12 protein-coding genes are annotated in these 13,127 nt (G+C 62.1%); 4 read left to right on the forward strand and 8 right to left on the reverse strand.

Annotated features, from left to right (window positions below):
• Nucleotides 1–1,120, forward strand: a 1,120-nt coding sequence (locus VGY55_05000; protein HEV2969328.1) for an autotransporter-associated beta strand repeat-containing protein, incomplete at its 5' end; no start/stop codon positions are given.
• Nucleotides 1,121–1,265: 145 nt separating this feature from the next.
• On the opposite strand, the gene VGY55_05005 is transcribed toward VGY55_05000, so the two are convergent.
• The gene (locus VGY55_05005; protein ID HEV2969329.1) at nt 1,266–2,699 is read right to left on the reverse strand and encodes an NADH:flavin oxidoreductase; all 1,434 of its coding nucleotides are present in this window, start codon (nt 2,697–2,699) and stop codon (nt 1,266–1,268) included.
• 127 nt (nt 2,700–2,826) lie between these two features.
• On the reverse strand, nt 2,827–3,816 hold the full coding sequence (locus VGY55_05010; GenBank protein HEV2969330.1) for a dihydrodipicolinate synthase family protein: 990 nt from the start codon (nt 3,814–3,816) through the stop codon (nt 2,827–2,829).
• A 191-nt stretch (nt 3,817–4,007) separates the two neighbouring features.
• Between VGY55_05010 and VGY55_05015 the strand changes: the two genes are divergently transcribed.
• A complete protein-coding gene (locus VGY55_05015; protein ID HEV2969331.1) occupies nt 4,008–4,430 on the forward strand; it encodes a hypothetical protein in 423 nt (140 codons plus the stop codon).
• Between the two features lie 148 nt (nt 4,431–4,578).
• Here the strand turns inward: VGY55_05015 and VGY55_05020 are convergent, their stop codons facing one another.
• The 6 genes from VGY55_05020 to VGY55_05045 form a co-directional block, all read right to left on the reverse strand.
• Complete coding sequence (locus VGY55_05020) at nt 4,579–5,817, reverse strand: aminotransferase class V-fold PLP-dependent enzyme (protein ID HEV2969332.1); 1,239 nt, start codon at nt 5,815–5,817, stop codon at nt 4,579–4,581.
• A gap of 13 nt (nt 5,818–5,830) precedes the next feature.
• Nucleotides 5,831–6,769 (reverse strand): glutamate--tRNA ligase family protein, encoded by a 939-nt coding sequence (locus VGY55_05025; GenBank protein HEV2969333.1) that lies wholly within the window; start codon nt 6,767–6,769, stop codon nt 5,831–5,833.
• Between the two features lie 133 nt (nt 6,770–6,902).
• The gene (locus VGY55_05030; protein ID HEV2969334.1) at nt 6,903–7,169 is read right to left on the reverse strand and encodes a BON domain-containing protein; all 267 of its coding nucleotides are present in this window, start codon (nt 7,167–7,169) and stop codon (nt 6,903–6,905) included.
• A gap of 61 nt (nt 7,170–7,230) precedes the next feature.
• On the reverse strand, nt 7,231–7,425 hold the full coding sequence (locus tag VGY55_05035; protein ID HEV2969335.1) for a hypothetical protein: 195 nt from the start codon (nt 7,423–7,425) through the stop codon (nt 7,231–7,233).
• A 296-nt stretch (nt 7,426–7,721) separates the two neighbouring features.
• The gene (cysC, locus tag VGY55_05040; GenBank protein HEV2969336.1) at nt 7,722–8,378 is read right to left on the reverse strand and encodes an adenylyl-sulfate kinase; all 657 of its coding nucleotides are present in this window, start codon (nt 8,376–8,378) and stop codon (nt 7,722–7,724) included.
• Nucleotides 8,379–8,474: 96 nt separating this feature from the next.
• The gene (locus VGY55_05045; protein HEV2969337.1) at nt 8,475–9,569 is read right to left on the reverse strand and encodes an acyl-CoA dehydrogenase family protein; all 1,095 of its coding nucleotides are present in this window, start codon (nt 9,567–9,569) and stop codon (nt 8,475–8,477) included.
• A gap of 322 nt (nt 9,570–9,891) precedes the next feature.
• Here VGY55_05045 and glgP point away from each other — a divergent pair, with 322 nt between their 5' ends.
• A complete protein-coding gene (gene glgP / locus VGY55_05050) occupies nt 9,892–12,105 on the forward strand; it encodes an alpha-glucan family phosphorylase (protein ID HEV2969338.1) in 2,214 nt (737 codons plus the stop codon).
• Between the two features lie 304 nt (nt 12,106–12,409).
• A complete protein-coding gene (locus VGY55_05055) occupies nt 12,410–13,018 on the forward strand; it encodes a nucleotidyl transferase AbiEii/AbiGii toxin family protein (GenBank protein HEV2969339.1) in 609 nt (202 codons plus the stop codon).
• The last annotated feature ends 109 nt before the right edge of the window (nt 13,019–13,127 follow it).

The following is a 13,127-nucleotide window of genomic DNA, read 5'->3' on the forward strand; positions in this document are numbered from 1 at the left end:
TCAGCAAATCATGTCTCTGGAGAACGCCGCGCTCCCTCCTAACTTCGCCCCTGCCACGATCGTTAACCTCAATCCGGCCGGCACTCCATCCCAACTGACGATCGGCACGGGCAGCGCCGACAAATCGTCAACAACATTCTCGGGGTCTATCGTCGGCGCTGGTGGAAACATCGTTCTCAACAAGGGTCCGAACGGCAGGCTCGCGCTCTCAGGCGCCAATACTTACTCCGGCAGTACGTCCGTTAACGGAGGCACGCTTCAGGTCACCGGCTCGCTCGCCCGCAACGGTTCTAATACGACGTTCATCTCTGCGGGAACCGATTTCACCCTCGCGTCGCTTATCCGTCGAGTTCAGCCCGGCGGTTCTTATGCTGGACTTGGTGCGACAGCCGGTGGAATCGCGATTGGAAGCATGGCCGACATTCGAGCTGGCAAGAATAAAAACGCCACGTTTCGCGATGTGGCCATGCAGTGGCGCGTCCACAATACCGCTAGCGACGGTCCTGGGCTGATCAGCGACGTGTTGAATTTGAGCGGGATGTCGTCTAACGCAGGGGGACATGTCCAGACCGACGCATTCGCACTACAGATGACTTACAGCACGTCCGCGTTGGACACCCGTGAGAGTTCGTTGGCTGCGGATGGATTGATTGATTTGGCGTGGCTCAATTCTACGCTCAATCAGCCGTTCGGCATTTGGCAGAATGCGACGATGGGCAATTTCGGAGCAGGTTTGTCCGGCGACGTCTTCCACAACTACCAGGGGTCATGGGATACATTCGCGGCAGCGAACTTAGTTACCGACTCGAACGTCGGCAACTTCCTCGGGAGCTACGGCGTTGATATTGCCAGTCGCACGGTCTGGGCGATCGTGAATCACAACAGCCAGTTCGCCGTCGTGCCGGAACCGTCGAGCCTGATTTTGCTGGCAATCGGCGGACTGGTGGCGGGTGTTGCTTTGGTCTATCGGCGACGGTGCTCGTCTTGGTCGTCATTGCTCGCGCAGTTGTCCCCGCCGGCCCCGTCACCCCGCCCCTGTCCTGTTCGACGAGGCTCACGGAAATCCGCCAAGGGACAGGGAGAGGGAGAGATCGCCAGGGCCTTTATTTCTTTAAGATGAGCGGTCGCCCATTGTAGGTCCCGCATGCCGGGCGGGACCTTCAATTGCCGGAATGGCAACGATTTGCACTTCAGGTGCCGCTCGGCAAGCGGCGCCTACTCCTTTTCCCATCGTGAAAAAATAAACGGCCCCGGAGAGATCACGGTCAACGTCTCGCCTGCTTGATCGCGGCCAACTGCTCGTGTTCCGGGAGCGCTTTGTAGAACGGGTCGAGGGGGAAGCAGCCGGAGATTAGGCCGTTGCGCGGGGCACTCGTGCATTCGCTGAAGGTGCGGCAAAGGCGTTTGCGGGCGAGTGGGCGGCCGGCGAGAACGTCGGCGGGGAATTCGGGATAGGCCAGCACCATTCGGCCGATGCCGATGAAGTCGGCCCCGCCGTCGCGAACCACGCGCTGGGCGACGTGTGCTAGCCATTCTTGAAGATAGCTGTAGCCGGAGCCGACGAGAATCAGGCGCGGATGGCGGGCCTTGAGCCAGGCCGTGGCGGCGATTTGCCGCGCGACGCCGACGAGCGGATCTTCCGGCGGCTCGTATCCGTCGGAGGGTGGGAACGCGGCGGGACGCAAGATGTGTGGATTGTAGTAGGGGCTGCCGGCGGAGGTGCACACCAGCTCGATCCCCAGTTGCTCCAAGAGAGCGAAGAATTCCGAGGTCTCACGCAAATCAACCGCGAGCCCCGTCGCGGCATCGGCGCCGAAGGCATAGCGGTACGGCTCGGTGGCCGGCGTCGGCACGCCGCGGCCGTCGGGTCCCTGCTGAAACGGGCGAAAGTCGAATAGGCTCACGCGCACGCCGATTTCCAGCCCCGGCGCCTCGGCCCGAATGCCGCCGACGATGTCGCGCAGGAATCGAGTCCGGTTTTCGAGGCTGCCGCCGTAGCGCCCCGGCCGATCGATGGCCGAGAGAAACTCGTGACCCAGATAGCTGTGACAGTGCTTCACATCGACGAACGCGAAGCCGGCCCGCTGGGCCAGCCGCGCGGCGGCCACGAAATCGTCCACCAAGCGAGCGATCTCGTCGTCGCTCAACACCGGCCGATCGTCATGCACGCCAAATCGCGCGTCAAGATACGGATGACGATAGACGATTCGCGGCTCGAGGCGGCGCTTATCGTTAGGGCGCGAGAAGCGCCCGGAGTGTGTCAGTTGCAGGCCGACCAGCAGATCGTCCGTTTTGCCGAAACGCTCGCGATGCACGCTTTCCAGTTCTTCGCGCAAGCTCACGACATCGGGGAGTGTTTCTTCGGTTAGCAGAAGCTGACTCGGGCTGTCGCGCCCATCGTGACGGACGGCAAACGCTTCGCCGCCCCAGATCAGCTTCGCGCCGCTGCGTCCGAAGTTCGCCCACCGCCGCCGCGTCAAAACCGTCGGCCGTCCGTCCGCCGTGCCGTCCCAACCTTCCATCGGCAGAATGGCGAACCGATTGCCGATCGTCCCGCGGGCCCGCGGGAACGGGCGGGCCAGCGGCGAGTCGGGGCCGCTCGCCAACTCTTCGTCGAGCGGCAGTTCGATCCGGAGCGCCGCAAGATGCGCTCGAAAGGCGGCGATGGTCTTGAATGTCGCAATCCGCGGGAAGGACATGAGGAGGATGAGATGAAGATTTGATGTCGGCCTCAGTCGTAGCGGGAGCATCCTGCGCCCGTGAACGGCGGCTAGAAGCCACCGCTACGAAGAACCTTAAACCCCAAAACCAAACGGTGACAAAGCACTAGACTGTTACAGGAATGTCAAGTTGCCGGGCGATTTCGCGGAGGATCGCGCGATCCGACGCGGGTCGAGTCGGGCTGCGCGGGTGGGTTGCGTCGCTGGCGATCCAGCCGCGCAGGTGCAGAAACATCGCTGCGGAATGTTTATATGCCGGCACCGGCGCGCGGAAGGCGAAGAAGCCGAGGTATTGCAACGCGTCGTTGAGTTCATAAAACGCCGGATCGCCCGCCGCCCAGAGGGCATCGCGCCGGGCGAAACAATCCGGGGCGAACGTGCTCAGCCCGAGCAGATAATCGCTGCCGTACATCACCATGTCGATCCCCAGATCGTTGCCAGTAAACACCTGGAAATCGGGCCGGACCGCGTCGCGCAGCATCAGCCGTTGCCATTCCAAATCGCGCGACAGCGACGAGTGCTTTGCCCCGATGCACTGCGGGACGGCGAGAAGCCCGCGGTAAACATCGAGCGAGTAAATCTTGCCGAACGGGGCGAACATCTGGCCCAGCTCGAAGCCGATGAACCGGTCCACGCTCCGGCCCAGATCGGCGTATGCGGCCACGATGTCGTCGTCGGCCTGGTCGGTCAACCCGTGTGATTGAAAGATGACGGGCATACCGCCGCGGGCGGCGATCGGCTCGACCTGCCGCAGATACGCGTCGCGATCGAACCGGTTGCCCGGCGCATCGGCGACGAACGCCCCGGCCACAAATGGCTGCCCGGCAAGCACACTCCGCGTTTGATCGAGCACGGCGAGCCGCGTGGCGTCGTCAAGAAGATTAACATACCCGGTGTCCATGTTCACCGCGGGGATCAGTCCAGCATCCGCCGTGCGAGCCACGTGTGCGGCGAAACTCGGCCAGTCGATCTGGCCGCCGGCCAACGGAAGCAAGATCGCCGACATGCCCGTGATCCGCCGCCGCGGGCGAAGCATCTGGGTTGGATCGGGCGAATGCGCCACCGGACTTGATGGATTCGAATCGAGTCGAGGCATATTATTTCCCGTTCGCGCGTCGGCGCGCTCTCCTATTGAATCATGCCGGTCAGCCGGGCGAACGTCAAGAATCGTTGCGTTCGGTTTGGGTGAAGGGCTAGGATGATGAAGGCTTGCTTGCGGGGCGTTCCGACGCTGGCAGCGTCGGCCACGAACACCAATTGCACCTTGCCCGGTGATGGAGCGACAAAATGAAATGTCCAAATTGCGGTAAGAAGATTCCAGACGCGGCCACCGTCTGCCAATTCTGCGAGCTGGCCGTGGAGCCGGAACCGACCGCGGCGGAGATCGCCCTGGTCGAGGAGATGCTCACCCAAATGGACCCCGAGATGATCCAGGAGCTGCAAACGGCCTTCGAGGAAAGCGGCACGGCCGAGGAGTTCGCCAATCGCCTGCTCGTCGGCGATTGCCCGAAATGCGGCAGCCACGAGACGGGCAATTGCGGCAACGATCCGGAAATCGACGACCCGAGCGTCGGCCGCTGCTTCAAGTGCGGCCAGTTGTGGTGTACGTTCTGCGACAAATTGTTGGACAAATCGGCGCCCGCCTGCAAGGAGTGCGAAGAAATGTGGGACGAGCAAGAGGATTGGGAAGACGACGAGGAGGATGAATGAGCTAGTGGTGCGTCAACGCTGAAGTGACGGGGTGCCATGGCCATTGCCCTGAGTGGCCGTGCCTCGTTGAAGCTCATGCCCACGCCGAGCCGTGGGCATGGCACCCAACGTGTCAAAACAGCGTTGACGCTCGCCGGTTCGGTGCAACTCATTCATCACGAGAAAGCAGCTTCGCAAGGCCGGTGATGAGCCGGTCGATCTGGCTCGTGTCGTTGTAGAGATGACACGAAACGCGGATGTAGCGGCGGCCGCCGAAATCGACGATCGGGACTTCGATTCCGTATTCGCGCCAAATCGCCTGCTGCAACAGACTGGCCACGGGATGCCCAATCGCGGCTCGCGCCTCGGCGTCCGCCGCGGCTGACCTGCGCCGCGGCGGCAACGGCACGTGGGCCATCGCGCAGTACCAGGCCGGATCGTCCGGCACGATCGGCTCCAAGCCAGTGAGTTCCACCAGTTTCCGCCGCGCGTATTGCGCGAGCCAATGCGTCCGAGCGCGGAAGTCTTCGAGGCCGACTTCTTCGAGAAAGTCGATCGCCGTTGGGACCGTCAGAAACGCCGACGGATCGCGCGTCCCCGTCCAGACGAATTCATCCGACCAGGTTTCGACGGGCGTGGGCTGAACCCGGCCCCAACTCAACGTCGGCGGGCGGACGCGCGATTGATGCCGAGGGGCTACGTACAAAAAGCCGGAGCCGAGCGGGGCGCTTAGCCATTTGTGGCAGCTTGCCGCGTAGAAATCGCAGCCGAGCGAATCGATCGTCAGCGGAAGCTGCGCGACGGCGTGGGGCCCATCGACGGCAACGGCGATCCCGCGGCGGCGCGCCGCGGCGCAAATCCGCTCGAGCGGCAAGGTGACGGCGGTCGGCGACGTAATATGGCTCACCACCAGGAGCCGCGTGCGATCGGTCGCCGCGGCGAAGATCGCCCCAACGGTGTCGTCGGCGCTCGAAAACGGCAGCGGCAGCTCGACCAACTTCACGGCCGCTCCCGCCTCTTGACAAGCCCGATTCCAAATCCGCAGCACCGCGCCGTATTCGTGGTCGTTGAGCAGCACTTCGTCGCCGGGCTGCATACGAAACGAACTCGCCACCACGTTCATCCCAGCCGTGGCGTTGTCGACGAAGATCAGATTCTCACCGCTCGTGCCGACAAACCGCGCCAAGCGATCGCGGGCACTCATCAGCGCCGGTTCAAACCGCCGGTTGAAGAAATCCATCGGCTGCTTGTCGAGCCGATCGATCCATTCGCGGCGAGCGCTACGCACCACATCCGGCGGCGGGCCGTATGAGCCGTGGTTCAAATAGATCGTGTCCGACCGAATCCGCCACCGCGCCGCCATCGGCGCCCAAGCGGCATCGTCGTCGATAGGAAGAGACGCTGTCATCGGCGCGATTATATCACGGCTCGATCAGTAGGTGCGCGCGAATCTGCTCGGCCGTCGAACCGCGCTTGCGGAGCATTCGCAACGACAGGGCGTCGTTCCGTTTGGCCAGCCGATTGCCGCCCGCATCGATGACCAATGGGCAGTGATAGAAGGCCGGCGGCTTCCAGCCGAGGGCGCGGTAGATGAGAAGTTGCCGACAAGTGGAGGTCAGCAAGTCGTCGCCCCGGACGACTTCCGTGATCTCCATCGCATGATCGTCGCCGACAACCGCCAGCTCGTAGGACGGGAAACTGTCCTTGCGCCATACGACAAAATCGCCGAAATCCCGGCCCGCCGTGCGCTCGACGCGGCCGATTCGCAGATCGATAAACGCGATTATTTCACCGTCGGGCACACGGAACCGCCAGTTGACTTCGCCCGGCTCTCGCGCGTCCTCGCCGGCGCCCTGCGGCGGACGAAGCTGAACGGGAAAAACCGGCTCGCCATCTGGCGAGTCGCGCTGTGCTGGCGCATGGCCACTCGCGGCAGTGGCCATGGCACCCGTCAACTCAGATTTGTAGCTCCTGTCGTCATGTGGCGCGACGAGCGCATCTTGCACGTCCTTGCGCGAGTGGGGACTGGGATAAATCGCGCCGGCCGCGTGCAGTTGAAACCAAGTCCGGCGAAAGTGGTCGAGCCGCTGGCTTTGGGTGTATGGCGCGTGCGGGCCACCCACGTCCGGTCCCTCTTGCCAGTCGATGCCGAGCCAGCGCAGGTCTTCGATCGCCGCGACTGCGAATTCGGGGCGGCAGCGATCCGGATCGAGGTCTTCGTTGCGGAACAGCAGCACTCCGTTGCGCTCGCGCGCCCGCTGGAAGGCCGTCCAAAACGTGCTCGCGTGGCCCAAATGCAGATAGCCACTAGGAGTCGGCGCGAGCCGGCCGCGATAAACAGGCGGGGCACTATCCGTCATCGAATGAGATTTGACGAGAGCGGCGAAGAAAGCAGTTTTGGATTTTGGATCGCGGATTTTGGATCGACGATTCGAAACCTTGCTCCACCGGACAATTCAATCCAAAATCCAAAATCGCAAATCCAAAACCGACCTACCCCTCGACCTCGATCCCGTTGATCACTTGCACTCCGCCACTCAGCCGCATTGCGGCCTGCTGGGCAAGTTGCTTGCAATAGAACGAAGCGCAGCGACCGCCCAGGCGAATCGATTCGCGATCCACCTGAACGTCGAGCGATCTGACGCCGCCTCCCGAGCTGCGCCGCACCGAGCGCTTGATTCGCAACGCCAGCGCGCGATGATCGGCGAGTGGCGCCATCATCCCAGCCGGCGGCGGAATTGTTTCTGTTTCTACCGGCATGGGCCCCCGCGAAATCTTTTCCATCGCTGCCTCCAATTTCGCTCCGCTCGGTTGCGCTGATTCAATCGCAATTGGTCGTAAAGCGATCACTAAAGTTTCTTACGAGACACAATCGCGAGAACCGACGCAACGCCCCGCACAGCGAGAGGGCATCACTAGCCTGTTCGACGTGCAAATCTCGCTGGGGCACGGTCGAACTGCCGGCCAAACTCACCGTGGCGGTGAAGAGCAAATCTCTTGCCGAGAATCGTGGCACGACCTGACCTCCTTGCGGTCAAGGATTCCTAACCGATTGAATCTAGTTCTTTGCCGCGCAAGAAGTCAATCCCGCGCAATTATTTGCGCCAAGAAATCGGTCCGGCAAAGTTCTGGCTGGCAGGGCATCCGCCTCGCCGGCCATTATACGCCGCTAGCATGAGCCGATTGTTTGCCAGATATAGCCGCAGCGCAAAAGTCGCGTGAAAACAGTGCGAGTTCCGCCGCTAGACAGTTGGAGTTCTGCCTTTAGGCGGCAAAACGGACAGGCTAAAGCCTGAACTCCAACGCTGGGAACTAGCGAATCTTTCCCGATTTTTCCAGGTAGGCCACCACCTCGTCCGCCAGAGTTTCGGCGTCTTTCGTGCCGGCGTCGAGCGTCAATTCCGGCGACAGCGGCGGCTCGTAGGGGTCGTCGATCCCGGTAAAACCCTTGAGTTCCCCGGCCCTGGCCTTCTTATATAGCCCTTTCGGGTCGCGCTTTTCACAGACATCCAGCGGCGCATCGACCAATACCTCGATGAAGTCTCCCGGCTTGAATCTGGCCCGCGCGGCGTCCCGATCGCGGCGATAGGGGCTGATGAAGGCGGTCAGCGCGATTGCGCCGGACTGGCAGAACAATTCGGCCACGGCCCCGATCCGGCGGATATTCTCCTCGCGGTCCTGGGCGGAAAACCCCAGCCCGAAGCGCTTGGCGAACTCCTCGCCGTGCCGTTCCTTGAGCATTGCGGGGGAGGCATTCAGCCCGTGGCGGACGTTGTCGCCATCGAGCACGAAACTCCTCAGCCCGCGGGAGTGCAGCTTATGATCGACCAGGTTGGCGATCGTGCTCTTGCCGCAGGCGCTCAAGCCGGTAAACCAGATGACGCACCCCTTGTGCTTGTTGAGTTGCTCGCGCTCCTCGCGTGTGACGCTATGCTCGTGCCAATGAACGTGAACCTTGTCGTCGGCCATGATGGTCTATCGCTCCTCGCGGGCTACAGTCGGAGTAAACAGGTGGGCAAGGAAAGATGATACCGCACGCGCGGCTCCGCGAAAAGGGCGTCGAGATCAGAGGCTCTCCAGCCCCGCCAGTTCGCAAAGGTTCGCGGCAGTGACCGGCTGCGGGCAGCTCCAAACTAGGAAGAAGAGTGCTTCGCGGCACCAGCGGCCAGTCGGATGGCCGGTAACGTAGCCGGTGCCTTTGGCGGCGGCGAGCGCGGCTTGGGAGGCGCGGAGGACGAGGCTGTTCGCCCGTGCGCGGATCCGCTCGCTGGTGCAGGGTTCTTCGCCGGCGGCGAGCGCCAGCAAATCGTCGCGCGATTGATTGAGTTCGTCGCGGAGGTTGTCGAGTGGCGCCTTTAGTTCGGCGCGCTTCTCGGATTCGCGGGCGAGGAAGTCGAGGGCGGCTGTCGCGAGGCCGAGCGCGAGGGCGGAGGTTTGAAACCCGCCCGTCTTGCCGCCGATCTTGCCGGCCATCACGTTTTCCGCCGGGCCTGCCAAGAGATATTCGCGGCCGATGGCGACTCGAGCGCAGCGCAGTTCGCCAGTGCAGCTTGCCGATAAACCAACGAGCTGCGCCGGCGGCGGAACGGAAACGCCGGGGAGATCGGTTGGAAGCGAGACGAGCACCTGCCGTCGATCCGGGAGCGTTGCTCCGATGACGACGCTTTGAGCATATGCCGCTCCCGTGACCCAGGGGCTAAATCCGTCGAGGACGAATCCGTTGGCCGTCTCCTCGGCTCGCAGCACCGGTTCGGCCAAATGGCGACGGCTGGTGGTGAGATGGGAAATGCCGACAGTCGTGAAATGGCGGCCGTCGAGCAGGCTCGGGACGAGCCGGCGTTTGAGCGGCTCTTTTTCGGAATCGATGATCCGGCGCAGCGCGGACGTGAACTGAGTGATAATGAACGTCGTCGTCAAGCAGGCCGCTGCGAGCTGCAAATACCCGCGGAGCAGGTCCGCCTCGCTCCAGTCCAATCCACCCCATTCAGCGGGCGCGAACCAGCGATAGACGCCCGATTCGGCGCACGCCACCAATTGCTCGGCCGGCCAGCGGGGATGCAGGTCCAACTCCGTTGATTGCTGCGCCAAGCCGCGAGCCAGCACATCGAGACCAGGATCGTCGGGCGAAGTGATTTGCGGGCGGTCAAACATGGATCGCATTTCGCCCTGCATCAGTTTTGCCAGCGGACATTCCAGACTGTTTTCATAAGTTGGATGCCATGTCCACGGCTTTGCGCGGGCATGGACTTAATCGGCGCATGGCCACTCAGGGCAGTGGCCATGGCACCCGTCAAATCGGATTTGCAGCTCTACTAGACTCCTCTCGGCACTCAACTGTTCAGCGATACTCCGGGGTCGCCAAACGCGTGCCAAATCATTATAATCCGTAGCTTTGCGTATCGGGACTGCGAATGGACTCGCAGATAGCACATCTCGACTACGTTCTCGCCGACAAATCCGTTTTGGTTAGCAAGGGAATCGCATGAGCCAAGCCGAAGTTGTGCCCCCCATCGCTCCCGCGGCCACTGCCGAAAAACTCTCCCTCTCCGAGTTGTCGGCACAGACATTGTACGACAAATGCGTGGCTGTCGCTCGCAATCTGTGGTGGGCTTGGCATCCGGAAGTCACCAATCTGTTCCGCGATCTCGATCCGATCCGCTGGCGGCAGTTGGACCATAACCCGATTGCGCTGCTGGCGGAATTCACGCCCGAGCGGCTCGAAATGCGGGCCGCCGAATTGGTGCTCTACAGCCGAATCAATCATGCCCATCGCCGGCTGAAGGAGTACATGGCCGCCAAGCAAACGTGGAGCACGACGCATGCCAGCGTGCTGGGGGCCAAGCCCGTCGCTTATTTCTCGGCCGAGTTCGGTCTGCACGAGTCGGTGCCGATTTATTCCGGCGGCCTGGGCGTGCTTTCCGGCGACCACATCAAGAGCGCGAGCGGCTTGGGCATTCCGCTCGTCGCGATTGGATTGTTCTACGACCAAGGCTATTTCAAGCAGCATCTGGATATCGACGGCTACCAAAGCGAAGAGTATCTCGACACCAAGGTCGAAAACGTGCCGATGGAGCCCGCGCTCGGGGCGGATGGCCAACACATCGTCGTCAAGATCGACACCCGCAACGGCCCGTTGCGGGCAAAAGTTTGGCTGATGCGCGTCGGCCGCGTCAACTTATACCTGCTCGATTGCGACGTTGATTCCAATCGTCCCGAAGACCGCGAACTCACCAGCCGGCTCTACGGCGGCGACCATCGTGTGCGGATTCGCCAGGAATTAGTGCTCGGCGTCGGCGGCGTTCGAGCCTTGAAGGCGCTGGGGATTTCGCCGGGCGTTTTTCATCTGAACGAAGGGCACAGTGTCTTCGCCACGCTCGAGGCGATCCGCGAGCGGATGGAGGAGGACGGCGTTTCGTTTGACGAAGCGCTTCGCGAAGTCGCCCAGCACACGGTCTTCACGACGCACACGCCCGTCCCCGCCGGCCATGACCGCTTCGACGGCGGTCTGATCGAAGAGCACCTTGGCCCGCTCCGGGATCAACTGGGCATCTCGTTCCAGCAGCTTATGGGGCTGGGCCGCGTCGAGCCGCACAATGAAGGGGAAAGCTTCTGCATGACCGTGCTGGGGCTGAAGCTCTCGCGGCGGGCGAATGCCGTGAGTGCGTTGCACGGCCACGTGAGCCGGCGGATGTGGGCCCATCTTTGGCCGTGGCGCGTCGAAGAGGAGATTCCGATCGGCCACATCACCAACGGCGTCCATATCCCGAGCTGGCTCGCCTGGCAGATGCTCCAGCTTTACGACCGCATCTTCCCCGCCGACTGGATGCGCCGCGGCATGGGCGAGCCGGATATGTGGCGCGAGATTTACAAGGTGGATCCGGGCGAGTTGTGGGAGACCCACTACAGCCTGAAAAACCTGCTCTTGCAGTTCGCCCGGCGACGCGTGAGCCGGCAGTGTCGCCGCCGCGGCGAGAGCGACGAAGCCGTCGAAATGGCCCGCAACCTGCTCGACCCCAACGTGCTGACGATCGGCTTCGCCCGCCGATTCGCCACCTACAAGCGGGCCGATTTGATCCTTTCCGATCTCGATCGGCTTTGCAAAATGCTCAACGATCCGCAACGGCCGATCCAAATCATTTTCGCCGGCAAGGCCCATCCGGCCGACGAGCCGGGCAAGCGGCTGATTCGCAAAATTGCCAATTTGCGGCACGACCCGCATGTTTCCGGGCGCGTCGTGTTCGTCGAGGACTACGACATCAACGTTTGCCGCCACTTGGTTCAAGGCGTCGATGTTTGGCTCAACAATCCGCGGCGGCCGCTTGAGGCCTCGGGGACGAGCGGCCAGAAGGTCGTGCTCAACGGCGGGCTGAATCTCTCCGTGCTCGACGGTTGGTGGGCCGAGGCCTATGACGGGCAGAACGGCTTCGCGATCGGCCGAGGGCATAGTCATGTGTCCGACGAGATCGGCGACCGCCGAGACGGAGAACTGCTCTACAAGGTGCTCGAACAACAGGTCATTCCGCTGTTCTACGACCGCGACAACGACGGCCTGCCACGGCGCTGGATTCAAATGATGATGAACTCGATCAGCTCGCTGGCGTGGCGATTCAGCGCCCACCGCATGGTGATGGACTACGCCAAGGCCTGCTATGTGCCCGCCGCCGGCGGATTGAGCTGTGATATGAAAATCTACTAGCGTATTTGCCTGCGACGCAAGGCGCTCTTAGCGTGGTACAATTGGGATATGAAAAACCAACTCATTCCCCCTCCCGAACTGGCTCCGCCGAGCGTCCGGCATTTGCCCGTGAGGCAGAAAATCGCGATCTGGGCGGAAATGGTTGACGAAGGGGATAGATTTCTGATGGCGAACATGCGACGCCGCGTTGGAGCCGACGGCGATGCCGAGGCAGCGTGTCTCGCGTGGCTTGAGCGCCGGACGGCGGAGCACGACCGAGCCGTCGCACAGATGATCACGAATCTGTGCCGTCGGGAGCGCGCCCATGCCGGGTGAAGCGATTCTGGTCACGCTCCGTCACGCCTGGACGGCGCTCGAACCGCTGAAGATGCCGATGGCTGTGATCGGCGGAGTGGCTCTCTCGGCCTGGAATCATATCCGATACACGCGCGATGCCGACTTATTGATTGGCATCGACGAAGCGCGGCTCGACGAGGTTTTTGCGGCTGTCGGACAGGCGGGTTTTTGGCCGAGACATTCCCCTCCGGTCATCCAGATCGAAGACCAGAAGCTGATTCAGCTCAAGTTCACGCCGCCCGAGCGGACGATGCCGTTCCAGGTGGATTTGTTATTCGCTGGTTCCGAATATCAGAAGACGGCGTTGGCTCGTCGAACTATGGCGGAGATTCCTGGCCTCGAACATCCCGTGCAGGTTCTTCGTCCCGATGACTTGATCCTCCTCAAACTCCTTGCCGGGCGGGTCATCGACCGGGCTGACGCCGCGATGCTCTTACGGGAGAACCGCGACGAGATCGACATGGCCTACCTCAACGACTGGATTCGCCGTCTCAGTCTTGCCAACGAACTTGCCGAAATCTGGCGGGAGGCATTTCCCGACGAGCCGATACCCGTGCCGGGGTCCCGACCCTCGTGACAGATTTCGAGTTACCCCTTTTCCTGAATCGCCGCGAAGTTGATACGATACGTCGTGAGTCTCATATTCCAGATTTGAAATTTCAGATCCGAAAGCGACCTCCATGAAC

This window comes from Pirellulales bacterium (assembly GCA_035939775.1).
GTDB lineage: Bacteria > Planctomycetota > Planctomycetia > Pirellulales > DATAWG01 > DASZFO01.